At 35.9% G+C, this 26,553-nt stretch carries 30 protein-coding genes and 1 pseudogene; 2 read left to right on the plus strand and 29 right to left on the minus strand.

Annotated features, from left to right (window positions below):
- Positions 1–3 precede the first annotated feature (3 nt).
- Positions 4–786, plus strand: a complete 783-nt coding sequence (locus R8806_RS11275) for an electron transfer flavoprotein subunit beta/FixA family protein (protein ID WP_087420716.1) — start codon at positions 4–6, stop codon at positions 784–786.
- Between the two features lie 63 nt (positions 787–849).
- Complete coding sequence (locus R8806_RS11280) at positions 850–1,842, plus strand: electron transfer flavoprotein subunit alpha/FixB family protein (RefSeq protein WP_118261519.1); 993 nt, start codon at positions 850–852, stop codon at positions 1,840–1,842.
- A 35-nt stretch (positions 1,843–1,877) separates the two neighbouring features.
- On the opposite strand, the pseudogene R8806_RS11285 reads toward R8806_RS11280, so the two are convergent.
- From R8806_RS11285 to R8806_RS11425, 29 genes and pseudogenes are all read right to left on the minus strand, one after another.
- Positions 1,878–3,081 (minus strand): annotated as a pseudogene (locus tag R8806_RS11285) (ATP-binding protein).
- Between the two features lie 150 nt (positions 3,082–3,231).
- The gene (locus R8806_RS11290) at positions 3,232–3,408 is read right to left on the minus strand and encodes a hypothetical protein (protein WP_164720113.1); all 177 of its coding nucleotides are present in this window, start codon (positions 3,406–3,408) and stop codon (positions 3,232–3,234) included.
- Positions 3,405–4,034: a hypothetical protein gene (locus R8806_RS11295; protein ID WP_118305614.1), complete on the minus strand. Its 630-nt coding sequence runs from the start codon at positions 4,032–4,034 to the stop codon at positions 3,405–3,407. The genes R8806_RS11290 and R8806_RS11295 overlap by 4 nt, the downstream gene beginning before the upstream one ends.
- Before the next feature lie 216 nt (positions 4,035–4,250).
- Positions 4,251–4,856, minus strand: a complete 606-nt coding sequence (locus tag R8806_RS11300) for an N-acetylmuramoyl-L-alanine amidase (RefSeq protein ID WP_151411492.1) — start codon at positions 4,854–4,856, stop codon at positions 4,251–4,253.
- A 145-nt stretch (positions 4,857–5,001) separates the two neighbouring features.
- On the minus strand, positions 5,002–5,370 hold the full coding sequence (locus tag R8806_RS11305; protein ID WP_124317947.1) for a 3TM-type holin: 369 nt from the start codon (positions 5,368–5,370) through the stop codon (positions 5,002–5,004).
- Positions 5,371–5,377: 7 nt separating this feature from the next.
- The gene (locus R8806_RS11310) at positions 5,378–6,001 is read right to left on the minus strand and encodes a DUF6266 family protein (protein WP_124317946.1); all 624 of its coding nucleotides are present in this window, start codon (positions 5,999–6,001) and stop codon (positions 5,378–5,380) included.
- Positions 6,002–6,268: 267 nt separating this feature from the next.
- Positions 6,269–6,670 (minus strand): hypothetical protein, encoded by a 402-nt coding sequence (locus R8806_RS11315; RefSeq protein ID WP_124317945.1) that lies wholly within the window; start codon positions 6,668–6,670, stop codon positions 6,269–6,271.
- A complete protein-coding gene (locus R8806_RS11320; protein ID WP_124317944.1) occupies positions 6,606–6,884 on the minus strand; it encodes a hypothetical protein in 279 nt (92 codons plus the stop codon). The genes R8806_RS11315 and R8806_RS11320 overlap by 65 nt, the downstream gene beginning before the upstream one ends.
- A gap of 159 nt (positions 6,885–7,043) precedes the next feature.
- On the minus strand, positions 7,044–8,219 hold the full coding sequence (locus R8806_RS11325; RefSeq protein ID WP_124317943.1) for a DegT/DnrJ/EryC1/StrS family aminotransferase: 1,176 nt from the start codon (positions 8,217–8,219) through the stop codon (positions 7,044–7,046).
- A 9-nt stretch (positions 8,220–8,228) separates the two neighbouring features.
- On the minus strand, positions 8,229–8,888 hold the full coding sequence (locus R8806_RS11330; RefSeq protein ID WP_124317942.1) for a sugar transferase: 660 nt from the start codon (positions 8,886–8,888) through the stop codon (positions 8,229–8,231).
- A 2-nt stretch (positions 8,889–8,890) separates the two neighbouring features.
- Positions 8,891–9,571: a PIG-L deacetylase family protein gene (locus R8806_RS11335; protein ID WP_164719892.1), complete on the minus strand. Its 681-nt coding sequence runs from the start codon at positions 9,569–9,571 to the stop codon at positions 8,891–8,893.
- Between the two features lie 10 nt (positions 9,572–9,581).
- Positions 9,582–10,553, minus strand: coding sequence for a hypothetical protein (locus R8806_RS11340; protein WP_151411491.1), 972 nt, complete (start codon positions 10,551–10,553; stop codon positions 9,582–9,584).
- Positions 10,554–10,556: 3 nt separating this feature from the next.
- Positions 10,557–11,288: an SDR family NAD(P)-dependent oxidoreductase gene (locus R8806_RS11345; RefSeq protein ID WP_124317972.1), complete on the minus strand. Its 732-nt coding sequence runs from the start codon at positions 11,286–11,288 to the stop codon at positions 10,557–10,559.
- Complete coding sequence (locus R8806_RS11350) at positions 11,285–12,523, minus strand: ANL family adenylate-forming protein (protein WP_124317971.1); 1,239 nt, start codon at positions 12,521–12,523, stop codon at positions 11,285–11,287. Before R8806_RS11350 ends, R8806_RS11345 begins: the two co-directional genes overlap by 4 nt.
- Positions 12,523–12,741, minus strand: coding sequence for an acyl carrier protein (locus R8806_RS11355; RefSeq protein ID WP_124317970.1), 219 nt, complete (start codon positions 12,739–12,741; stop codon positions 12,523–12,525). Before R8806_RS11355 ends, R8806_RS11350 begins: the two co-directional genes overlap by 1 nt.
- A 15-nt stretch (positions 12,742–12,756) precedes the next feature.
- The gene (locus R8806_RS11360; RefSeq protein WP_124317969.1) at positions 12,757–13,518 is read right to left on the minus strand and encodes a glycosyltransferase family 2 protein; all 762 of its coding nucleotides are present in this window, start codon (positions 13,516–13,518) and stop codon (positions 12,757–12,759) included.
- Positions 13,519–13,535: 17 nt separating this feature from the next.
- The gene (locus R8806_RS11365; protein WP_124317968.1) at positions 13,536–14,843 is read right to left on the minus strand and encodes a UDP-glucose dehydrogenase family protein; all 1,308 of its coding nucleotides are present in this window, start codon (positions 14,841–14,843) and stop codon (positions 13,536–13,538) included.
- A gap of 12 nt (positions 14,844–14,855) precedes the next feature.
- Positions 14,856–15,674: a glycosyltransferase family 2 protein gene (locus R8806_RS11370; RefSeq protein WP_151411490.1), complete on the minus strand. Its 819-nt coding sequence runs from the start codon at positions 15,672–15,674 to the stop codon at positions 14,856–14,858.
- A 332-nt stretch (positions 15,675–16,006) separates the two neighbouring features.
- Positions 16,007–16,513: a hypothetical protein gene (locus tag R8806_RS11375; protein ID WP_317715679.1), complete on the minus strand. Its 507-nt coding sequence runs from the start codon at positions 16,511–16,513 to the stop codon at positions 16,007–16,009.
- Between the two features lie 45 nt (positions 16,514–16,558).
- Positions 16,559–17,674 carry an EpsG family protein gene (locus tag R8806_RS11380; RefSeq protein ID WP_151411488.1) on the minus strand — a complete coding sequence of 372 codons (1,116 nt, stop codon included), beginning with the start codon at positions 17,672–17,674 and terminating at the stop codon, positions 16,559–16,561.
- A gap of 57 nt (positions 17,675–17,731) precedes the next feature.
- On the minus strand, positions 17,732–18,454 hold the full coding sequence (locus tag R8806_RS11385; RefSeq protein ID WP_124318452.1) for a carbohydrate deacetylase: 723 nt from the start codon (positions 18,452–18,454) through the stop codon (positions 17,732–17,734).
- Positions 18,455–18,463: 9 nt separating this feature from the next.
- The gene (locus R8806_RS11390) at positions 18,464–19,495 is read right to left on the minus strand and encodes a hypothetical protein (protein ID WP_151411487.1); all 1,032 of its coding nucleotides are present in this window, start codon (positions 19,493–19,495) and stop codon (positions 18,464–18,466) included.
- On the minus strand, positions 19,473–20,651 hold the full coding sequence (locus R8806_RS11395; RefSeq protein ID WP_151411486.1) for a glycosyltransferase: 1,179 nt from the start codon (positions 20,649–20,651) through the stop codon (positions 19,473–19,475). The genes R8806_RS11390 and R8806_RS11395 overlap by 23 nt, the downstream gene beginning before the upstream one ends.
- A 2-nt stretch (positions 20,652–20,653) precedes the next feature.
- Complete coding sequence (locus R8806_RS11400; protein WP_317715681.1) at positions 20,654–22,126, minus strand: oligosaccharide flippase family protein; 1,473 nt, start codon at positions 22,124–22,126, stop codon at positions 20,654–20,656.
- 71 nt (positions 22,127–22,197) lie between these two features.
- Positions 22,198–22,419, minus strand: a complete 222-nt coding sequence (locus R8806_RS11405) for a phosphopantetheine-binding protein (RefSeq protein WP_124318283.1) — start codon at positions 22,417–22,419, stop codon at positions 22,198–22,200.
- Entirely contained in the window at positions 22,416–23,363 is a 948-nt protein-coding gene (locus tag R8806_RS11410) for a DapH/DapD/GlmU-related protein (protein ID WP_151411484.1), read from the minus strand. Before R8806_RS11410 ends, R8806_RS11405 begins: the two co-directional genes overlap by 4 nt.
- Positions 23,363–24,406 (minus strand): aminotransferase class V-fold PLP-dependent enzyme, encoded by a 1,044-nt coding sequence (locus tag R8806_RS11415; protein ID WP_229783029.1) that lies wholly within the window; start codon positions 24,404–24,406, stop codon positions 23,363–23,365. The genes R8806_RS11410 and R8806_RS11415 overlap by 1 nt, the downstream gene beginning before the upstream one ends.
- 23 nt (positions 24,407–24,429) lie before the next feature.
- Positions 24,430–25,518 carry a DegT/DnrJ/EryC1/StrS family aminotransferase gene (locus tag R8806_RS11420; protein WP_124318151.1) on the minus strand — a complete coding sequence of 363 codons (1,089 nt, stop codon included), beginning with the start codon at positions 25,516–25,518 and terminating at the stop codon, positions 24,430–24,432.
- Positions 25,519–25,520: 2 nt separating this feature from the next.
- Complete coding sequence (locus R8806_RS11425; protein ID WP_124318150.1) at positions 25,521–26,543, minus strand: polysaccharide biosynthesis protein; 1,023 nt, start codon at positions 26,541–26,543, stop codon at positions 25,521–25,523.
- Between the last annotated feature and the right edge of the window lie 10 nt (positions 26,544–26,553).

The following is a 26,553-nucleotide window of genomic DNA, read 5'->3' on the forward strand; positions in this document are numbered from 1 at the left end:
GACATGAAGATCGTTGTTTGTATTAAACAAGTTCCGGATACCACGGAAATCAAACTGGACCCCGTTACAGGAACCCTTATCAGAGACGGTGTACCCAGTATTATGAATCCCGATGACAAGGGAGGACTTGAATTTGCCCTTCAATTAAAAGATCAATATGGAGCACACGTGACCGTGATCACCATGGGACCGCCTCAGGCAGAAGCTATCCTAAGAGAGGCATACGCCATGGGAGTGGATCGTGCCATCCTGTTAAGCGACCGCAAATTCGGTGGAGCCGATACATTGGCCACTTCTAATACTATTGCCGCAGCCTTGAGATCTCTGGAATTCGACTTAGTGATCACCGGACGTCAGGCTATCGACGGGGATACCGCACAGGTTGGCCCGCAGATCGCCGAACATCTGGATTTACCGCAAGTGACTTACGTGGAAAGCTTGACTTTTGACGGGAACAAGACTTTCACGGTGAAGAAATCCATGGAAGACGGTTACCAGATGGTACAAGTAGACACTCCTTGCGTGTTCACCGCATTGGCATCCGGAGTAAAACCCCGTTACATGTCTGTAAGAGGAATCGTTGAGGCTTACAACCACCCCATCGAAACATGGACCTACAACGACATCACCGTGGATGATCAGAAGATCGGATTGAACGGATCACCGACCCGTGTATTCAAATCATTCACCAAGGGTGTAAAAGCTGCCGGACAAATCTACGAAGTAGACCCTGCAGAAGCTGTAGACATTATTATCAGCAAATTGAAAGAAAAATTTATTATCTAATGAAGAGGATAGATTAGGATTATTTTAATCTTAAATCTAAAATCATTAAATCTAAAATTAGAAATGGATAAGGCACAATATAAAAACGTTTACGTCTTCGTTGAACAAAGAGAAGGCGTTATCCAAAACGTGGGTCTGGAATTGTTAGGTAAAGCCAGAGAATTAGCTGATGCTTTAAATGAGAAAGTATATGCCATGTTATTGGGACATGACCTGACGACGCAAGCTCAGGAATGTATTGCTTACGGGGCTGACACCGTGTTACGCGTGGATGCTCCGGAATTGGCAACCTACGTTACCGAACCTTACGCACAGGCTATTTACCAGATCATCCGAGACAACAAACCAAGCATCGTGCTGATCGGGGCAACTACCATCGGTCGTGACCTCGGCCCGCGCTTGTCTGCCCGTGTAGAAACCGGATTGACTGCAGACTGTACCGGATTGGAAATTTCCGAAGAACGGGATTTGTTAATGACCCGTCCGGCATTCGGTGGAAACTTGATGGCAACCATCATCTGCAAAGAACACCGTCCTCAAATGTCAACCGTTCGTCCGGGCGTAATGCGCATGGGACAACGTGACGAGAACCGGAAAGGAACTATCGAGGATGTAAAAATCAACTTCGATAAATCTAAATTCCGTGTACGTGTTCTTGAAACAGTCAAACAAACCAAGAACTTGGTTGACATCACCGAAGCTCATGTATTGATCTCCGGAGGTCGTGGAGTGGGTAATGCAGAAGGATTCGATATGTTGCGTGCAATGGCAAACACCATCGGTGCTGAAGTATCCGCATCTCGTGCCATGGTTGATGCCGGAGTATTGGGACACGAACGTCAGGTAGGGCAAACCGGTAAAACCGTACGTCCCGACTTGTACTTCGCCATGGGTATCTCCGGAGCAATCCAGCACTTGGCCGGTATGGAAGAATCCGAATACATCATCGCAATCAACAAAGACAAATTTGCCCCGATCTTCAACGTGGCAGATTTGGGTATCGTGGGCGATGTTCGCAAGATCGTTCCGCTTTTAACTGAAAAGTTGAAAAGATAATACGAAAAAAGAGACTGATTATTCAGTCTCTTTTTTTACCTAACATTCATTAAAAAATCACGAATCCCCAAATATTGTATTCCCTCATAAGTATTTCCATGAAATAAATCTTGTGAGACGACAAACTTGGGATAATTATCTTCTATTTTTAAAAGATTGCCAAATTCCCGTTGGATAGTTGCTTCATCATTTAATTGTAACGCAACCTGTACATACACCTTTTCTCCCTCCCGCTCACCAATAAAATCAACTTCTTGTTTCTCCAATACTCCCACGGAAACCTTATACCCTTGATAAAGCAAATGATTATAAACAATATTTTCTAATACTTTCCCTTGATCTTGGAGTTTAAAACCTGCTATAACATTTCGAATTCCCAGATTTTCAAAATAATACTTATTTCCTACCTCAAAAATACGCTTCCCCACAATATCATACCGATCAACACAAGAAATAATAAAAGCATTTGTAAAATGCTCGATATAAGTCAGGATTCTGATTCACCCCCAGCGTGACTCGTTGCGATTTCAAATAATCACTTATCCCTTTGGCTGAAAATATACTTCCCACATTATCTGCAAGAAACAGAAGTAACCTCTCTAAGAAATCAGTATTCCGTAAAGCATATCGGCTAACCACATCCCGATAAATAATCGTGGAATATATACTCTTTAAATATTCAAAAACAATTCCATCTTCTAATTTCAAATGCATCAAATAGGGCAATCCTCCATACCTAGTATATAATCTAAAACTTTCATCCGAATTTTCAAGTCCATGAAATTGTAAAAACTCAGGATATGACAAACTATATATCGTGAACTCAATATACCGTCCCCCCAAATAAGTAGCTAATTCTCCGGACAACATTTTTGCATTACTCCCCGTCACGTATATATCGTTATTTTCATCCAAAACCAGTGAACGTAGAGCTTTCTCGAATTCACGAACCTCCTGCACCTCATCAATAAATATATAATTCTTACTCTCTTTTAAGCATTTACTCATCACGTAAGCATATAGCTCCTTTGCAGATTTTATAAAATCAAAAGCGATATCTTCCAGATTTATATAAATAATATTTGCCTCGGATTCCTTTTTCCGGATCAATTCTATTAGTTGAAATAAAATATAACTTTTCCCAACTCGACGTTGTCCGGTCATAACTTTGATCAAAGACGTTCCCATAAAGGGCTCTATTTTCCTCAAATAATGTTCTCTATATTTTATATTCTCCATTTTCATTATAATTAAAACTCTTCCAAAAATACGAAAAAGTTTTCATTATAATGAAAACTTCAAGCAAATTAGATCAAAGTTTTCATCATGATGAAAACTCTCCTCCCTCACTTTACAAACCAAAGGGGCAGCCGAAGCCACCCCTTTCCCTTATCGTCCGGAACGTTTCCGCTCCCATCGATTCTTACACCAAGCCACCACGACCGAGCTAATCACTCCTCCCACGATACTCAACACCCCTGTCACGAAATCATCAGCTACCTGTGAGAGGAAAGCATTAAATCCCAGCGTGAAAAATATTCCGGTAAAAAAGTACACGCTTATCATACCGTCAAATAACGACTGTCCGATGCCGCACTCCCGTTCTTCAAGGTTGCGAAACAATACACCTTCACGTTAGCCTCATCCCAATCCTCGGGAAGCGCGTAACTCGTGTTACCATTCTCTCCCCGATCTCTCAACGGAACAATCTTGGCACGATTCAACACGGTTTCCAACAACACGCCATACACCTTGTCATCCGCCAACGCATACCCCTCCTCTTCTTCTTGCATCTCCTGCTCGAAAGAATACATCTTACTCTCCGAGGCGTACGTTACAGTTACCTTAGGCGTGTACAACAACCCGGTAGCCATCTTTAACTGATCAAACACGATGGTTGCCACGTGTTTCTCGTCCACTTCCACGGCTACTTGATTCGCTTTCACGAAAGCATTCGAAGTCGTACCATTTCCCATACCCACGAAACCTTTCCGAATCACCGGAATCAATCTCCGAGACAACTGAACCAGAACCTTCATCTTCGCCCGTTGATCAAGCATCTCCGGTGTCGGGTTATCCCTCCTTGAAAAGATCTTCGCCTTTGCGATATTCTGTTTGTTCGTGTAACACATCGTCACGTTACCAACGGACTTCTTTACCTTGCCTAATAAATAAGAATTAAATTTTGCCATAACATTAAAATTTAAAAATAAATAAATCAGAAAATTTAAAATGATCCTGCACTCCCCGCATGGGCCCTACACGAAGAATGGAACTTAAAATATAAAATTTAAAATTTAGAATGAAAAGTTTCCCCAAAACAACGAGTAATCCAACTCTCCCTCTGTTTATAGAGGGAGTACCCCGAAGGGGGGAGGGAGTTCCAATCTAAAATTTAAAATCTAAAATCAATAATACCGAATCCAGTCCGCCACCCTCAACGCCGGTCCCGGGTCCACCTTCCTCGATGTCACATCAGAATGTCCCACGATGTCCCCGATAGGATAAGCATCCACCAGCAAACCACACACCTCGTTCAACACCTGCATCTGCACGTCCGTGTAATCATGCCAATATGTCAGCATTTCACCCGAATCTTCCGTATACACCTCCTTCACGGGAACTTCCCGACCACACTCCGCCACGAACTTTCCCCCTTCCAGTCGCAATTGCCCCAGGTTATCCAGCTCGATCCCAATTGAATAATGATTCAGCTCGCACCTTCCCCCGTAACTACTCTTCCCCGCATGCCAAGCCTCGATATTAAACGGCACCAGTTGTATCACCTGCCCATCCCGCCCGATCACCACGTGCGCTGACGCTTTCACGTCCGGCCTTACCAAGAATTTTGCCGAAGACATGGCACTAGTACCTCCCGTGTAATGTAAAATAATCATATCCGGCTCTCCCAATCCTCGCCTATTCTTCTCACACACGACATGAATTACTCCACCACCCACCAAACGATGGTTTACAATTGAAAATGGTGAATTAGAACTTGAAAATACCTCCATAACAAAAAGTTTAAAATTTAGAGTTTAGAGTTTAGAATGAAAAAGATTCCGTGATTGCCGATTCGATGATTGGGTGATTAAAATCACTTAATCGAAAATCATTAAATCACTTAATCGATAGGATCTACAATCATCAAATCTAAAATTAGCGTGGCTTTCGTGCGAATGCCTGCATGATTTTTTCCCCACTTCTCCCCACCACGTACCCGCCCAACCCGATCTCCAATAAATCCCAGAACCGGGAAGTTTCATCCAGAATCGGTAAACTGGTAAAAGTCCCGATCAAAATAACACTGGCAAATGTCAACATCACCAGCGGACGCCACGACCGTTGCAACCAATTCCCCCTCACTTCCTCCTGTACCGTGACCGCTCTCGCCTGTGCTAATTCTCGTTCCAGTTCCTGAATCAATTTCAACAACCCGGTTTCCAGCTCTTTTTTCTCCCTCGCCGGGAGCGTTAATTGACCAATCAACTCGCTGACCGAATTAACAATTCCACTTATCGGTTTCATTCCCCGTTCACAATTTAATGTACTGCGAATTCGAGAATCGTTTCCCATCCGGGGACTCGAAAAAACAATACAAATGTATCCTCACCCCCTTGCCACGCTCTAACGGGAAAATCGCCTTTTCTGCCACCCGCAACACCTCCACCCCCTCCAACAACTTCGGACTAAATGAACGATTCGACGGAAGCACGATAACATTCAAACGATCTGCCGCCTCAAAATTGTACGCCTCCTCGTCATTCTCCCAATCTAGCGTGACCATTCCTTGATCATCCATTCTCCCCTGCAGATTATATGCCTGCTGTCGTTTCCCGGCAGAAAAATGCAATTGTGAAAAATCACCGATCTTTCCGTTTGCCCGAAATGCCTTCAAATTCTTTTTCATAAAAAGCGCATACCCACTACTACAGATCTTGTCAGCCGAAAGATCCAAAATACCCTTCAAGGGAGTCTCCTTTATCTTCTTGTAAAAACGCACGGCCACCCGGAAACGGGATCTCACTTCCTGTTGTTTCGGTGTGTTAGGGTCAATTCTATCGGGCAAACTCCTCATATAAGACTTCCCGTTCAGCTTGCAGAAAACGACATTTCCGACTCGCCCCCTTATTCCAAATTCATTAAGCACTAAAGCCACAACTCTTTTTTTAAATGAATACTACTTTTATCTCATCAACTCTCGCTGATTTCCGAATGCAATATTACAGCTATTCGCCTCCCCGCTTGTTATACGCCACGGTTCCGTCAAACAAAATAATCCCAACCCTATGATTACCAATATTCAAAAAAGTACTCATTTCCCACTTTCAAGACAACAAAAAAGGGTAGCAAAAGTGTTTTAAACTCTTACTACCCTAAAATCTTAGCAACTTTTCACTCTAGATTCTAAACTCTAAATTTTAATCTACTTGTAAACCTGTGTCCTCAATTTCTCAATCAATCTCTCCAATTGATCCAAAACCGTCTCCTCCTTATACCGTCTCAATACCCTGCTTTTCAACTGCCGATAATTTTTGATCTGGATCCCCAAAACCTGTTCAGCAATAGCCACTAACTCGCAAAACTCCAGCAACTTTCCAGTCGGAGAATAAAATTCTTCAAGAGCCTCGAAACCAATCAATAGTTCCATCACTTTTGTCAGCACATTTTCCGTCTTCCAGTACACCAACGCCTTCTTCTCCTTATTTTTCAGGAACCTCTCCGGATTATCCATCTTCTCGTGAAAAAGCAGCCATTCGTCCTCAACCACTTGCAATCCTCGCCCGATAAAGCATAACCGACACGCCTCTTTTTTCCCCCACCCCATCACAGTCCTTGTACATCTCTAATAATGCCTGCAATCGAGTCTTCGTGTAATTCAACGCACGGCACGTCGACAAATAATCCTCTCCCGTGTCGCATAGCCCCGCAACCTCTTCAACAAATTTTCCTAATTCTTCCTCTAAACTTTCTTTCGTAATTTCCTCCTGTGATTCTCCTGCCAATAATGCAAAGAACCTCGTCTTTAACAATTCTGTCATAGTTTTTAAATTTAAAATAATAAAAAATCCCGGGCGTTATTACCCGGGACATATTCTTAATTTAAAAATCGGAATCAGGAAATCACATCATCATACCTCCTCAAATCTCTCAACCATTCACCCAAAAATCATCAAGCTCTCAATCTTTCAATCTAATATTTAAAATCTAAAATCAGAAAGCTGTTTCACAACTTTCGTAACTCTCTCCACGTCCTCATCTGTCAACGTCGGACCCGACGGCAAGCACAACCCGATCTCGAACAAACGTTCACTTGTCCCATTTCCGTAATACGGGGCATCTTTGAACACGGGTTGCAAGTGCATCGGCTTCCACAACGGCCGACTCTCTATATTCTCCTCATCCAATGCTAACCTGACATCTTCTCTCGTGAAACCCGCCTCTTCCGGTTCCACAGTGATACACGTCAGCCAGTAATTCGAGTTAAAACCCTCCCCTTCCGGCTGGCACATCACCTTCACACCCTTCACTCCGGCTAGTAACTTCACGTACAAGTCATGAATCGCCCGTCTCCGAGTAACGTGCTCATCCAGCACGAACATCTGTCCCCTCCCGATTCCCGCACAGATATTACTCATCCGGTAATTATAACCGATCTTCTCGTGCTGGTAATGCGGGGCTTGTTCCCTTGCTTGGGTTGCGTAAAATAATGCCCGTTTCGCTTTCTCCTCATTGGGACATATCAATGCCCCACCTCCCGACGTAGTGATCATCTTGTTACCATTAAATGACAGTACCCCGTATTCTCCGAACGTTCCACATTTCCTCCCCTTGTACTCAGAACCCAAGGCTTCTGCCGAATCCTCTAACACGGGGATTCCGTAACAATTCGCCACCTCCATCACCTCGTCCATTTTCCCTGGCATCCCGTACAAATGTACCGGAATAATCGCCTTCGGTAACTTTCCCGTCTTTTCCAACCGCTCTTTGATCGCCTCCTCCAACAACACCGGGTCCATATTCCATGTCTCCTTCTCACTATCCACAAAAACCGGAGTCGCTTCCAAGTAAGCAATCGGGTTCGCTGATGCCGCAAACGTGAACGACTGGCAAATTACCTCATCTCCCGGTTGTACCCCTAGTAATATCAACCCCAAATGTAATGCCGCAGTCCCCGCACTCAACGCCACGATTCGCATTCCCTCATTTTCAATTTGCAACCCTCCATCTCCAATTAAAAAATCTCTAAGAGATTTTTCAAAAGCATTTACATTTGGCCCCAAGGGAACCACCCAGTTCGTATCAAACGCCTCTTGTATAAATTCCTGCTCTCGCCCGCTCATATGAGCTAAAGAAAGCCATATTCTCGATTTCATCTTAATTTATTATTTTATACTCATTTCAATCATATCCAACTCTTTAGGTTTTTTGAAGTATTGTTTTCCAAAAAGCGTCATAACAATAACGAATGCAGTTTTCAGTATTAGCAGCATATCATATAACAAACCTCGATTTTTCACATAATATAATTCCAATGCCAACTTTTGTGGAAGAAATTCAGTTTCATACAATTTTTCATCTTCATATTGCTCTCCATGAGTATAATCATAAAGACTAGCAGGACTAGTAAGTCCTGGTTTAACATCCAAAATTCGCTTATACTCACCATGATATAAATTTCTAACATTTGCGACATCCTCTGGTCGAGGGCCAACAATCGTCATCTGTCCTAATAAAATATTAAATACCTGAGGCATTTCATCTATCTTAGCTTTCCTGATAAAATAACCAAAAGGAAATATTCTATTATCATTTTGTAAGGTCGTCAGTTTCACCTCACCACTATCAACACACATCGAGCGAAATTTATAACAAGTGAATACATTACCATGCAGACCAACTCTCCTAGCTTTATAAAAAACTGGCCCCGGGCTAACAATCTTAATTACAATTATTGTTATTACAAAAATTGGAGAAAAAACAAGCAAAAATAAGACTGCAAATAATACATCAAATACTCTCTTTACAACACGATAAAGGAACATAATTAATTTATCATTCTAAGTAGCACAAATTCTTCGGCAGCAAATAAACCTACACGTAAACCAGCAGCCCTATCCACTTCTTTCAAATACTGGACAGAACGTGGATGAGGATACTCCCTAAGTTCTGTCGTATACATACTAAATGCTTCATACTTTCTTTTCATGCACATTTCTATATCTACAAAAACATTAGGCATGAACATTGTTTCACTTTTGTTTGGAGTCCATTCCGTTGAAGATGGAACACTATAACAATAAAGTTCCTTAACGACTTGTCCTAAAACAGGACGAACAGCAACAAGAGTTGATTTATATACATTTTGATGATCAATATTTACATCTCCCCAAAAATGAGTAAAAATAGTATCCGGTTGAAACTCATCAACAGAACTCTCTATAATCTTATTAATCTCAACGTGTGGAGTACAATCAAGCCTCATATCTGGTAAACCTCCATACCTAATAGATTTTATACCCAAAATATCAGATGATTTCCTGGTTTCTTCTTTCTTATGACTAATAATAGCCATTAAATCCTCTGAATTGCGATACTGAGAAGAACTACCATCTGTAACAATGAGAAGTTGTACTTCACACCCTGTTGCTGTTAATTTAGCAATAGTTCCCCCCATCCCTAAGACTTCATCATCAGGATGAGCTGAAATTACTAATACTTTTTTCATACCTCTTAAACTATCGAACATCATAATTTAGTAATCCAAAATCCCAATTATTTATATCATATATATCAGAGAATTTGTCATTAGGAATCAACACATCACACATAAGAGGCAATTTTTTAGGTTCCAATTTCTTAGGTACTTTAATAAAAAGAGTTTGAAACACTCCCATCTTTCCTACATAAATTATTAAATCAACATTTTGTTGTCGTATTACTTTTATTACCTTCAAAAAAGCTTTCATCGAACGTTTCCCTTCTTGAGTTGCTTCTATGATATAAGCAGTTTTTACCCCCTCTTCATTCACTATTCTATAAGAATAAAATATATCTTGCACTGAAAAATTAGCATACTTAGTCCCATGAAATTTATTCTGAATATACCTATCATCTTTATCTATCTCGTAAGCATAATCTTTCGCTTTACTCTTCCCTAAAGACACCCAATAAGACAAACAAAGAACACAAAACAAATAAATCCGAGTTAATCCCTCAAACAACCATCCACAAAATTTTAAATTTAAAATTTTATTAATTTTGATAGGTATTACCCAATAACTTATTTCACCTATATCTTTCCATTTCACAACATTCTTCCAATAAGGATATGCTGTTGCATTAGGAACCGCTGTTACCACCTCAATACCTTCCTCTTTAAGTGTCCCTACAAGTTGTTTATATAACTTTCTCAACATCAAAGGATCTATTCTGAAAGACTCCCGGATAAAAACATCAACAGCCAATCCGTTAAGAAAAAATCCCTGATGACAACGATAATTGCAGGGAATTATTGTAATACCACCAACCACATCCCCTTCATCAGAAACTAATAACGAATGCAAACTATATCCTTTACAAACAGAAAAATATTTATTCTTAAAATCAGCTATCGTTTCATCCGTTCCGAATACTTCATTATAACCAATGACATAAGTTTCCCAATCTCGATCACTCCATTCTGTCGTCTTGCAAACTTTAATTACCATAATTTATATAGTACCAGAATCAACATGAATATTTTGACCAGTTATAGATTCTGCTGAATCCGAGAGCAAAAATTTTATTGTATCAGCTACAGACGTGATCGTGGTAGCCTTTTTCAAGGATGTCCTCTTATAAATTCGATCTTTTTGTTCTACTGTAAGTGTTGAACTCATATTTGTCTCCATAAAACCTGCAACAAGAGCATTAGATCTAACTCCCTTTTCTCCCCATTCACGCGCTGTATCTTTAGAAAATGCTTCTAAAGCACCCTTTGTTGAAGCATACATGGCTAACCCTTTGTAACCAGTGTGTACGCTTATCGATGACATATGCACAATACTTCCTTGAACTTGATGAAGTAAAAAATGTCTTATGACATATTTTGTCATTAGCATGGGTGTAAACACGTTAACTTTATACATTTGCTCTAGCTTATTATAGTTCAAGTTTGTAATTATATCATCATAAGCGATAGCAGCATTATTAACAAATCCGTGTAAAGGGACGTCAAAACCAATAAAATTTTTAAAAATAGATCTCACATCTTCAGTATTACTTAAATCATACCCTAACCATTTTAACCTATCAGGGAACTGCTCCATAAGTTGAGATAATTCTTCTGATTTATTTCTACTAATACCATAAACGACCACATTTTTTTCACCCAAAAGACTTCTTACAATTTGGACTCCCAAGCCTCTTGAAACACCCGTCACTAAAAAATTTTTATTACTCATAACTTTCGTGATATTTTACCTGTCCTTGTAACATTGAGTTGTTCCACGAATTTAAAAATTCGCGGAATTTTAAATTCTTGGAGTTTCTGCCGAAGTTGTTCTCTAATCATTTTTTCTGTAATATTCTCATTCTCCCTTACAACATCACAACAAACGATCTTTCCTAAAATTTTACTATCTTTCGCATAAACATAAACATCTATCACTCCTTGACATTCTCGAATACATTCCTCTAGTTCATGGGGATTTACCTTATATCCCCCAACATTGATCATCTCATTCTTTCTTGAAAGAAAATGGAAGGTAAGAGGTATGTCATGAACAATTTCAATAATATCACCCGTGTGATACCAGTCACCATCAACATCCACAAGAGAAGACTTCCCCAAGAGAGAACTATGAATTAAAAGCTCTCCATTCTCCACACGGACCAAATTTTTCATTTCTTCTTTAATTACAAATTCATTTCCCGCAGAAGCAAATAGCGTTCCCGCTTCTGTAGAAGCATATACATTCGTCAACTTAGCATTAGGAAAAAGACCGATTAACTGATGAAGAGTATGTTCATCAAACTTTTCTCCCCCAGAAGTTAAACGGGTAACTGATTCACACGTATCTTTAGGAGGTAAAAGCAAACGATAAAAAGTTGGAGTTGCCGAAATATTTGTGATATTATATCTTTTAATTTCATGAATAATTTCCCTAGTATCAAGGCCAAACAGTCGAATAATACTATTTCTATTTAACAAGGCTTGAAAAAATACTTGAAGCCCCGCCATATGAGTTGGATTAAACGCAAATCCCCAAATATCATTAATATGCCTTTCACTTTTCTTTACTTGCCTTGTAATAGAAGCAAACGAATGTGATACACTCTTAGGCAAGCCTGTTGTCCCCGAAGTAAAAAGAGTCATTCGCCATTTCTCCCTATTTGATAAAATAACTTCTTCAAAATTACCTTCATGGATTTCATTTCCAATTACAACCGGACGAGTCGCAGCCTTTATATCAACATCTCCCACTAATTTTCTCACCTCTACATCCGTGAAATCTGCATCCAACAAGATTATTTCCTCTCCTATAACAAGTGAAGTTACTATATTCTTAAACACCTCATAATAACTTTCCTCTTTACAATAAGGATTGTAAACAGATGTATTCCTAACATCCTCTATCAACTGATGATAAGAAATATTTACACCGTCTTTTACATCTATATAGAAAACATCATCCATTACTTTAATTTTTCCATTATTTCTCCAATAGTCGAGACAACACCCTCTCCAAAAATATCAATATCATATTCAGCCTCAATTCTAACAGTAAGTTCTGCCAGATCAAGAGAATCAAACCCGATATCACTCTTCAAAGAAGATTCCTCAGAAATAAATTTTACTGTGTTTTTACCGCGATTTTCAAGCACGGTATTGATTATTGATAATAATTTTTCCATAAATCATTTAATATTTCATACATTTTTCTCGTAATACCATTTTTTTATCACTCCGAATATTAAATTACGCATAGTGTTAAAAACTGCCACTATTACTGGTTCCTTCTCTACCTCCCGGAATAATTTATAGTGCCATTGGATTAAACTAGTTTTCTTTAAACGGCTAATAGAACCAGTACGAACTCTATAACTCGCCAAATTTTCATTTAATAAATAACAATCCGCCTTCTGTATCACTTTAAGCCACATGGCATAATCATTATTTTTCTTTATATCTGCGATTTGGATAAGCCCCACAACAGACATATCATATATAACAGTTAAACATCCTATCCAACAATAATTAAACATACCAAATTTCGTGATATGTTTTGGTCCCGTTATAACTCGATTCAAAGAATTTGATGCTTCATCAATCACCCCTAAATTCGTGTAAGAAAAACTAATATGATTATCCATCATAAACTTAATCTGTCTATCAAGTTTATTCGGCAGCCATAAATCATCACTATCTAGAAAAGCGATCCATCTCCCTTTAGCCTCACGCAAAGCCCGATTTCTTGATATTGCCGCACCACTATTTTCCACATTCTTATAATAATGAATACGTTGATCTTGGAACGACCTCACAACATTTTCCGTATCATCCGTTGAACAATCATCAACAATAATTAATTCCCAGTTAATATAGGTTTGGGCGATTACGGAATTTATTGTCTCTGCAATAAATTTAGCACAATTATATACTGGAGTTATGATTGAAACTAACTCTCCCATTCTGTTCGAATATTACCTTAACCTATTCTTAAATAAGCAATACCGCCCAGTTCTTTTTCATCAAACACGTTGCGCCCATCTATCAACACGGGCTTTTCTTTCATTGAACGTTTAATCACCTGCCAACTCGGCATTCTAAACTCTTTCCATTCCGTTACATGGAAGATTGCATCAGCATCCACCACCGTGTCATACATATTTTTAGCGTATAACACTTTTCCTCCAATTCGTCTTCTACATTCATCCATGGCCACAGGATCATAAACGGTAATTGAACAACCCGCATGTAACAAACTATCAATTAACACAAGTGCTGGAGCCTCTCGCATATCATCCGTTTCCGGTTTAAACGACAATCCCCAAATTGCGACCTTTTTACCTTTTACCTCTCCACCAAAATATTTTTTGAATTTCTCGAAAAGAACATTTTTTTGAGTTTCATTTACCGCCTCTACCGCATTCAAAACCCGCATATTATATCCATTCTCCTCTGCTGTTTGTATTAATGCTTTCACATCTTTCGGGAAACAAGAGCCGCCATAACCACACCCCGGATACAAGAACTTACTCCCAATACGACTATCCGTTCCTATTCCTTGACGAACCATATTCACATCAGCCCCAACCAATTCACACAAATTGGCAATATCATTCATAAAACTAATTCGAGTAGCAAGCATTGAATTTGCTGCATATTTCGTCATCTCAGCAGAAGGTATATCCATGAATATCACCCGAAAATTATTTAACATCATCGGTTTATACAAACGAGTCATTACCTCTTCAGCTCGCTTGGTGTCCACACCAATGACAACTCGATCCGGTTTCATAAAATCATCTATCGCATTACCTTCCTTCAAAAACTCAGGATTAGAAGCAACATCAAATCCAATATCAACACCACGTTTATCTAATTCTTCTTGAATTGTTTTCTTCACCTTTTTTGCGGTTCCTACAGGCACCGTGCTTTTCGTTACAACAACCAAATATTTATTGATATTTTGCCCTAACGTTTTAGCAACTTCCAACACGTAGCGTAAATCAGCTTTCCCACCTTCATCCGGGGGAGTCCCTACTGCACAAAATACAATTTCAACCTCATGCAAAATTGAAGTTAAATCCGTCGTAAAATGCAACCTATTAGCCTTTACATTTCGCTCTACTAAAAATTCTAAACCCGGCTCATATATTGGAATCTGACCTCGCAATAAAGAATTAATCTTTTCTTGATTAACATCCACACAAGTAACATTTACCCCCATCTCAGCAAAACACGTTCCCGATACAAGGCCCACATAACCTGTACCTACAATAGCTATATTCATGACAATTATAAATTAATACTTATTTAAAAAAGAATAATACATCGCCTTAAGCAAAGCTAAAGGCCTCGTCAAAAACAACCACAAATTATATTCAAATGGATGCCCCCACCATATCTTACTAACCTCAATCAATATCTTACAATCTTCTCCCAATAGATAAAAAAAGGACCTTTTTTTTGTCGTAGCCGAATTATTCCTAATTCTTCTGTAATAAATTGCTTTAGAACTTGTAAAAGCCATATCATTTATCTTATCCGAAATCGCTAACATAAACAACGCATCTTCACTATTTTTAAAACAACAATTAAACCTTCGTTCGCCAATAATATCTTTACGAATTAACTTACAAACAGGAACTGAAAAATAAGCACGAACTTTATATTGAGATAAGTGTACATCTTTACATTTTAACTTATACTGTGTAGAAATTCCATACTCAACAATGCTATTATCTAAATCATTAAAAGCAAGTATATTAGTTAACGGAACAATATTTTCACAAGCAATTTCATACATTTCTAACAAATACGTGGGAGAAACATAATCGTCATCATCGATAAAAGTCAAGAATTTTCCTGCAGCATTATCTATCCCTATATTTCGTGCATTAGATACACTAGCCTTATCTGTATAAAACACTTTAACAACAATATCATTCAAATATTTTTTTACTAAATCTTGAATAAAGAACTCGTAACTTTCTTTGGGACCATTCAAAATAATCAAAATCTCAAAAACTGAATGATCAATTGTTTGCGCTTGCAAAGATCGAAGGCAATCAACAAGATAAGAAGCAGGACGATAAGTCGGTATGATAACACTTATTTCCATTATAATCTAATTTATATATAAATAAATTTCATCTTACAAACCATTCATTTCCCTACGTACTTCTTCCATATTCAATATTGCTCTTACCTTCAATACTGGAATTAATGATCGAAAAGGATAAAGTAAAACAACTATAAGTTTAAACCACCATTGATATACTATTTGCACTCGACAATAAGCTTTACGAAAATTAAATTTATCTATTAAGAAGGTTTGAATGTTAGAATGACCTGTTATTGATTTTACTCCATCATTTACATACACCAACTTCAATTCATCCAAATAGTAACGATTCATCTCAAAAATCAATCCATAATACGGATAAGTTGAATTCAAATATTGAGGATTGCTTTCATCGTACTATATTCACAACAATCTTCATGTAATGTATTTATAGCAACAGCAACAACTTTTCCTGTTTTTTTATCATAAACAGCCCAATAATCAATATTCCCTTTTAAATTTTCTTTTTTAATCCTATTTACAAAATCTAACCTTGAGATTATTCTTGCCTTAACCTTATAACCTTGAAGTGCCGCTAAAAAAACAGGATATCCCACTCTTAACATTTCGTCAGAAGAAATTCGTCTTATATCGTATGTTTTAAAAGATTTACGAACTTGGTTTCTCATTTTTGTCGATAATTCTTCAATTCCACCAAAAGAATCTTTTATCACATAATAATAAGGTAATTCTTCATCCGTATCAAAATCAAAAGTATTTATCAATAATACCCCCCCCATTTTTAACATTTGTTTACACAAAAACAAGCTTTCACACAAACTTTTATGAGGAGGAATTGATTTTATCCAAGCTCCTTTATACAACACAAAATTCATACCATTAACATATTAAATATATTTCCAAATACAACATGTAAAGAATCAATATAAATAATTCATATAATCTTTATAATAAAATATTGTTTGATATGGAAAATACGACATCCTATCATTTCTTTTGATATAATTACTAATATTAATGTAAAAAGAGGCAATAAACAGTATGATAAAAAAAGACGTAACAACCTGTCGAGAGAGTTGATAATATTTCTTTCCCCACAAATAAAAATAATTTGGTAATAAAATAATAGAAAAAATTAAAAAATAAGAAGATAACCTTAAACGCAATGTCCCCTCAAAAGCAAACAAATTCCATAAAACAACACCACAATTCACAATGTTTAATAACAATTTACCATCTCTATTTACAATTTCCAACTTTTTCCAAAATATGAAATTTAAAATTCCTAATAAATTAATTATGATCATCATTGTATTCCCTGCTCCTACAGCTCCATTTAACGCATAATTAGAAACACTTTTCAAAATAGATAATGAATCAACCTTAGTCGTAAGAAAAAATAACATCCATGCGGATAGAAAAAATGATAACAGATAAATTACAAAATTCACTTTTCTGCCGAATTGGAAATAACAAATAGGCAACAATAGAAATCCAACAAATGCTGATTTATGTAAACATATCGCAAGAGTCATCAATAAGAAATATTTAACTCTCTTATGCTCAAGAAAAAAAACAAATGCTAATAAAACAAGGCTATAAGCCGCAGCATTCCTCACAATACTCAAAGACTCAAGATAAAATATTGGGAACAAAAAATATAACATCAAAGAGAAAGAAGGGTTAATCGACTTCTTTACTACACTAATATACAAAGGATATAATGTTACTAATGCAAATAGAATAAAAAATACTTGGTAGTGTATCGTAGAAGCAACATTCACAAACAATTTAGCTAGAGGTTCCATTTTATCAAAAACGAAATCAGGCATTTCTCCTAAAACTACTTTTTTATAATTATAGTAATCATAACCAATACCATACCTCAAACAAGCAAAAATCAGTAATACAAAATAAATACAATATGTATTGTTAATATATCGAAATTTAAATTTTGATAAAACCAAAATCAATAACGTTAAGAAAAAATATGGGAATAAGTCAAACCAAGAGAAAACGTAAGTAGGATTTACCATCTTTATCAAAATTATGACAAATTAAGATTAAATATAAGCATAAATAACTTAAATACATTATAATTCATCATAAAAAAATAAATGACCAAAATTTATTCCCTCTATAGACTCACTCGTTACAGAGTCAATAATTCTATTACCATTTATAATTGGATGAACCATTAACTCTAGAACAACATTCTTTCCCTCAAAATGACTCAACATACTTTTATCTACAAAATAATCCACAGTTTTAAAACCGTTGAAAAACACGTAGAATTTAATACAATATTTATATATTTTAATTAATATATTATTAGACTTATAATATAATGGAAGTCTTATTTTCGTTATACCATATTTTTTACACACTTTACACAACAGTATCAACACTAAAAATTCAGTATGAATATGATGATGAGAGTCTACATGAGAAATTCGCAGTCCTTTAGACTTCAACCATGAAATTTGTGCATCTATTTCTTCTTTTATCGCATTTCGTTCTGATTTTGTGAACCAAAACAGAGAATTCCTTTTAATCTGGAAAAAACCATCTTTATCAACTAACCTATTACAATTTAGAATTGAACGAGATAAAGCTTTACCTTCTGTTAATGTAATATGCGCTCCTATACATTCTTCGTATTTATTCAAGCACGCTCGGTTTACAGCCTCACTTGCAAAAGGCATATTCGCCATTAAGGTTGTTGAAGAAATCAATCCTTGCACCATACATAAATCAATTGCCTCATTTACAGCTTTTGAATAACCGAAATCATCAGCATTAATAATTATTTTCATCTTTTTCAACTATAGCATTTGTTCCATATCTTGATCACCATAAGACAAATAAAATGAATCAATCTTTTGACCGCTAAAAGAACTTAACAAATCCCATTTATACTTTATAGAGGGCCAATACGTCATCGCATTAATTGAAGTTATTCCATCTAAACGAACTCCTTTAGTAGAAAAATAATTTATAATTAATGACATTACACTCTTAGATATCCTTTTATCACGATCTATAACAAACATTTCTAATATTTTACAATAATACAACTCTGATTGTAAAAAATTTCTTTTATAAACATCAGAAAAAATACACATAGCCACCAATTTCCCCGCTTTTCTCAATACTAAATTATTCACTTTAATTGATGGGTTATGCAAATATTTAGTTCTTAGTTGATACAAACTTTTATTACAATGCCATTCAAACCGAGACAATGCTGTTTCAATAAAAGACTCAAGCCCTTTAATATTCGCCAAATCCATATTATAAGAACATTCTAATCCATTTATATTAATTCTATTTAGATAAAAGTACAACTTATGATTGGGAACAAACTTGGTCAAATTTAATTTGCATTTAAAAATTTTCTTACAAACATATTCGTTTATTACAGAGAAAAAAATATTTATAGGATAGAAATGTACATTATAGCTTAACAATACCTTTTCACCTAACTTCATCTTGATATTTCCATTAGGGCGAGAATAGGAAGCTGAAGAAAAAGAATTAAAATCATCATGAAGTTTTTTCTGCAGTAAAAAACCTATTTTTTGTCCCCTCATTTCCTTTAAAACATAGGTATCAACACTCCAATACATTTCATCACAATTATTTCTTAAATACATAATATCTTTCAGAGCACATGACTGTCCTACGACCTTTTGTCCATCAAAGGCTAACAATAAATGAAAATCATAATTTTGAAAATACCATTTCATTCTTTGATAACGAACATCCATTTTTTCATTTCCAAAAGCATTTTTCAAAAAAGAAATATACTCTTCGTTATCAATATATTCTCTATTACAATATTTCAATGTCACCATAACATTTACATTTCAACAAAATTTCTTTATTCAATATACTCTCACATTCCTCAATATCATTCACCTTTAAATGTAAATGTTTTGCGAATTTTAGGTTAAAAAAATTCTTCACAAAACACCTAAATCTAAAACCCATAATATCCACAAATTCAAAAGGAAATAAAAGATAATCTTTAAATAACATCTTCTCGCGAACAAGAGTTCGTATGGAAGGATATCGAATATACATCAATGTATATAAATAACTAAAATTGAAATGTTTAATTTCCTCTTTTCTATTCATTTTTTCAAGAGCTTTTATCGTAGACTCTGCATAAACAGAACTTCCCGTCCAATATTTTGGAACACGTTTATCCCATTCCTTTTCGACATTCTTTCCCAAAAAATTTTGATCTTTCAACTCTCCAATATGAGCATGTTTCGCTCCTTTTCCACATGCACTACTATGACATGAACCGGATATTATTATAGGTAAATTACAATAAACATGTTTCGTGATATAAAAGCTAATTGCCATTGAATTAGCAATATCAGGACTTGGACCTGGGAAAAAAGAACCAGCTTCACCATATACTTTATTTAACACACTTCTTCTTACAATACCTTGATATACACGCGGCATTTTACTATTAACATATGACCAACAAGCTCTTTTGAGAATTTTACTTCGTTCTTTACTACAATTTATATTTTCCACCTTATTAGAAAAAGAATCTAAATATAATGAACCAGAAAAATCCCAAATATATCCATGTACATCCGGCCACACATATTTAGAATTTATTGTAGTTAATGACTCAATTCCATTCTTTCTCATATACTTGACTACTTTTAATATATGCCGACTAACTCCATCATCATCACCTATAAAACAAACATATTCTCCAGAGGAATGCAAAATAGCTAAATCAGAATTTTCCTTAACAGATATTTGTTCTTTAGTATAGTAATATTTCACAAAATCATATTGACATACCTCTAAATATTTCAATATTTCAGTGTTGTCATATGTGTTATCTTGTATTATCATCTCGAAATCATTAAATCTAAAACTATCAACTAACGCTATTAAAAATTTCAAATAATAATACCGATCCTTCGTCGGGACAACTAAACTTAAAAGAGGATTCTCTTTCATTGCATTTTCAACACTCATATTCAAATTTTATTTTTCAAGTACAACAACAAATTTATCCCGAAATATTTATTAGACACATATAAAGAAAACATACAAGATAAAATCACCAATAAACTTCCTATTGAATATTTCAATATAAAATTACCTAACATACAAACGACCATTGCGCTGATGGCTAATCCCGATACAACAATAACAATCTTTACAAATAAACGGTCAAAATGGATTTTATATAGTTGATAAACTACAGTTGTCATAATCAACATATGAATAACACCCAATACAGTCATAGAAATACCCATTCCCAACAAGCCATAAGATTGATAAAAAACAAGACTAACCCCTAACTGCAATACACGATATAAAATAGCTATAATTGTGAACAATTTCATTTTAAATTTTGCGACAAGAATCATATCCACTTGATTAGAACAAATAGTTACCAATGTTCCCCAAATAGCCACTCGAATAAACTCTACTGTAGGCATAAACTCTTTTGAATACAAAATTTGGACAAAGAATGGTAACAAAAAAAGAAAAAAGACAACTAAAGGACAACAAAGTACAAGACTAACTGAAGCTTGCTTATTTAATTCTTTTTGTAATAAAATATTATCATTATTAATAGCAGCAATCCGAGGATAATAATCCGTAGTAAGAGCAGTAATAATAATGCCAAAATAACCATTTAAAATCATAAGTCCTGCATTATAAAATCCGACATCTTGCAATCCTCCATGTGCCCTCATGTATGCCGATATAGTAAGAGCTACTATATTTGCAAGAAAAGAAGCAAAAACCAATGCTATTCCCATTTTTATCATGGATGAAGCATTCGTTATAACTTCATTTATTGTCAAAACAACATGCTCGTAACGAATCTTTCTTACATAATAATTAGAGAAAAACAATGCCACTAAAGCACAAGTAATCAATGACGGCACAACACCTTGCAATCCATACAAATAATACATCGGCCCCCCTACGACAAGACCAGCCACGGCCCCCAACATACTTGCTTTTGCCAAATATCTTAACTGCCTCATTCCTTTCAAAATTGCAAGTTGTCCATCAGTTAAAATTCTCGCTACAACGACTATAGAAAGAAGCATAAAAGCAAACGTATAATCTCGGTTTCCCAATGTCCACTCACTTAACCAAGGGGACAACAGAAGTGTTACAATTCCTCCCAACAAACCTGTAATTATTATAACTCGATTCGTTACAGAAATTGTCGAAGAGAAACGTTTATCATCATCTTTTGCATTTGCTTCTGATATATCTCTCACTGCACTTTGAGAAATTCCTAAACTAGTTCCAGATTTTATAAATTCCAGAGTATTATTATATATACCCACAATCCCCATCCCCTCTGCACCAAGCAATACTGCAACAATTTTATTCGTGATAACTTTTATAAGAATATTAAAAACCTGTACGAATCCAAAAAGAAAAGTTGTTTTAAAGATATTTTTATATGATTCTTCTTTCATCAATTTTACACCTTTCCATTAGCAATGTGCGATTCAATTTTAGATACTATATCCACACAGTATTTTGAGTATCATTTCAATTTATTTAAAATATCACCAACAGTAGCTACAATACCGTCCTCAAAAATATCAATATCAAATTCATTTTCTATACGAACAGTTAATTCAGCCAAATCAAAAGAATTAAAACCAATATCACCACGTAAATCATCTGTTTCTGAAATAACATTTAATACATTCAAATTATTATTTAATCTAATTTGATTTATTATCAACAACAATTTATCTTTCATTTTTTTCTTTTTATATTTTTTTTCTGATTAATCAAAATTCTAAAATATTCATTTACAGGTATTGCAGGATTCCCACACACTCGCATATCTTCTCTAACATTATTCACAACCAATGAATTACTTCCAACGAAAGCATTATTAGAAATAATACATTTATTAGAAATTGTAGAACAAGGACTAATCCATACATTATCTTTTATTTCAACAGACCCCATTAATAGAGAGTTTCCTGTAATCACTACATTTTTCCCAATCACACAATTATGCCCCACATGCACTTGATTATCAATCTTTGTATTATCCCCTATTGTAACATATCCTTCAAATAAAGAATTACATATTGTACAGTTATCTCCAATAAATACATTTTTACCAATTACAGTTCCTCCAACATGAGTTACAGTAAAAGGTATATGTTGCTCATCATATATCAATTGAAATCCTTCGCTACCAATAACAGAACAACACCCAACAACAGTTTTATTTCCAATAATAGTCCCCTTTTTTATCACACTATTTGCTCCAATCTGAACCCCATCTCCCAAAATCACACCATCCTCAATTACTGCTGTTTTATGTATAGAACAATCATTCCCTATTTCCGACTTAAAATCATATTTCTCATAAAAGATTGTTTTATGCAACAAATGATGCAAATAATAGAACGAAACTTCCGGATTTTCTACAATAAACAATGTCGGAATCTGAAATAAACCACCCATTTTTAATTCATCATATACATCACTAGAAACAAATAAAGCTTTTACCGATTCATTATTTTTCAATAATCCCAAACATCTAGTCGATGCAATATATGACAATATAGAATTATATCGTGACTCTCTATTACAAAGGTTTAAACCTTCAATGTAAACATTCGCCCCAATAAAAGGGATTCCTAACATTTCTGATATTTCTGATATTTGAATTGAATGCTTTTTCATTATAAATTCAAATTTAACCACCAACCACAAGGAATGGCCACAAATTTTTTCATAAAATCATTCACGCCACATAATTTTTCCGTATTTCCAAATACAGAATAACAATTGTTATTTAAGTGGACTCCAGAAGCGTAATAACCTTGTTTTCGAAAGTCAAGCATTACCTCAATTTTACGATCACACAAAAAACCATATACCCAATAATTAGGTTGTATCTGGTCCCTTTGATTCAACCTATAAAATCTTGGATACGTTTGCTCTATAATAACATCCCATTTTTTTGCATTTCTCTGCTGACTCTCTAATAACATCATAATTTCGTCCATTTGACAGCAACCGATATAACTATTTATATCACTCATTGTCGCCCCATAACCAGAAAGGGAAATATCACATTTAGCAGAAATTTCATTATTTTCATCTCGAAAAATATCCCTTCGAATTCCAAAATCACGGGTCAATAACGCTTTCTTATAAAGGTCTGAGTCTTTAAACACAATCGCCCCTCCGTCTATTGTATTGGGTAAACGAACTGTTTGAAAAGAAAAAATAGTCACGTCTGTTCCTAAATTTCCAGTATAATTCCCTTTATATTTACTACCAAAAGCCTCTACACAATCATCTATTACAGGAATTCCATGTTCCATACCAATCATGTTAACTTCATCAACATACCCCACGTAACCACAAAAATGATTATGGAAAATCAAACGAGTTTTATCTGTTATTTTCTGACGCACACTTTCCGGATCCAGAGTTCCCGTTAACGGATCTATATCTGCCCACACGATTTTCAACCCAAATGTTTGTAAAGGTTGATTCGAAGCTAAGCAACTCATTGGTGAGGTTATCACTTCATCTTCCGAATGTAATCCCAATACCGTTAGAGCCACTTGAATTGCAGAAGCATAACTATTCGTGGTTAACAGGTTCTCTATTCCTATAAAATCCCGTAACTTATTCTCGAATGATTTTCCCCACCTTCCATAGGACAACGCACCGGAATGTAGAATAGATTCCAGCTCCGGCAAGTTCTTTGACATATAAGGCTTATAAAGTGGTATCATTACCAACCTTTCTTTATTGTTTCCACTATTCTTTCTCTTTCTTCGTCACCAACCCACCAACCGCAAGGAATATGAACGAACTCCTTGTACCATTTATCCATATTCGGTAAATTTCTTTTCGATGTTTGAAATATACTGTGCGTGTCACTACGATGATGCAAAGGAGAAGCCATCACACCATTGGCTTCCATCATTTTGATAAAATTCTCTCGATCTTTTACTTTCATCGTGTATAACCAATAAGAAGCTTCCGTATCAGGAGAATATTGTACTAATTGCACACCATCCACTCCCGCTAGTACCCGATCATAATATTTCCCGTTTACAATATAACGATTAATAACATCTTCCAAATAACGCATTTGTACATTACCGATTGTCGCATTCACGTTATTCATGGCGTATTTGAACCCCACTTCCGTGATATCATTCTCCAAACGAGAACGTTTTTTATCTAACCCAAACCATCGTAATCTTCTTGCCCTATCAAATTCCTCTACATTCTGCAAGCATAAAAAACCACCATCAACCGTTGTCATATGCTTGATTGCTTGCAATGAAAAAACAGTATAAGGAGAATTACATCCAGTCATTCGTCCTCTATATTTACTACCTAATGCATGGGCCGCATCTTCAATAATAGGAAGATCATACTTTTGAGAAATACGATAAAACTCGTTCATATCACACACCATTCCGGCGTAATGAACTAGCACGATCGCTTTTGTTCTTTCAGATATCATCTTTTCCACGTCATACGGATCTAACAACCCATTGCGAGGATCAACATCTCCCCAAACGACCTTTCCCCCAACCATCGCAATCGAAGTATTTGTCGGTTCGGCTGTCATTGGAGTACTGATCACCTCATCTCCGGATTTCACTCCTGCCAAGATTAAAGCTAAATGAAGAGCATCTGTTCCTGAATGTAAAGCTAAGCTTAACGGATTTTTTAAATATTCTCGGAATTTATCTTCAAATTGATACACGGCTTCCCCTTCGGCTATATAACCACTATAAAGGATCTTTTCCAATTCTGGCATCAACACTTCTCTAGCCGGGATAAACGGTTTAACTAATGGTATCATGCTTATTTTCTATAAGTTTTTAATTCTTCCTGCACATAATCAAGAGTTAATAATAGTTGTTTTAACTCCTCGATAGACAACCGATGAGTATTTTCCGAATTATACTCATCATGAATTAGTTTCGGACCATCCTTTTGTACGTATTTTGTGTAATTCAAATCCCGAAAATCTGCCGGGACACGGTAAAAACCATCCAAGTCTATAGCTTTGGACATTTCCTCTTTCGTACACAACGTCTCATACATTTTCTCACTATGACGTGCCCCTATCATTTTTATCTCGTTATCCGCTTGAAATAATTCCCTTACCGCAATTGCTAGATCACCAATTGTAGCAGCCGGAGCTTTTTGAACAAAAAGATCTCCCGGTTCCGCATGTGCAAAAGCATACAAAACTAGATTCACCGCATCATCTAAAGACATCATAAAACGAGTCATTTCCGGTACAGTCACCGTCATTGGAACTCTTTCTTTAATTTGTTTGATAAACAATGGAATTATCGAACCTCGGGAACACATCACATTACCATAACGCGTGGCACAAATAACACCTCCGTTATCTTGAACTCGCTGATCACGTGCTTTAGAAATAGCTAACTTTTCCATTAACGCCTTTGTCATCCCCATGGCGTTAATTGGATAGGCAGCTTTATCCGTACTTAACACGACTACCTTTTTCACGTTATTTCTCGCCGCTGCCTCCAAAACGTTTTCCGCACCATACAAATTTGTACAAATAGCCTGCATCGGATAAAATTCACAAGACGGTACTTGCTTTAATGCTGCTGCGTGAAACACATAATCCACCCCTCTCATTGCATTATTTATACTATCAAAATCCCGAACATTACCTATTATAAAGTTCAATTTATCATTCTTCAATTCAATCCGCATATCCTCTTGTTTTTTCTCATCCCGAGAAAAAATACGAATCTCTCTCAAATCAGAATTTAAAAAATGTTTCAAAACAGCATTACCAAAAGAACCAGTTCCTCCGGTAATCATCAATACTTTATTTTTAAACATGTTACAATTA

This window comes from Butyricimonas faecihominis, from assembly GCF_033096445.1.
Lineage (GTDB): Bacteria > Bacteroidota > Bacteroidia > Bacteroidales > Marinifilaceae > Butyricimonas > Butyricimonas faecihominis.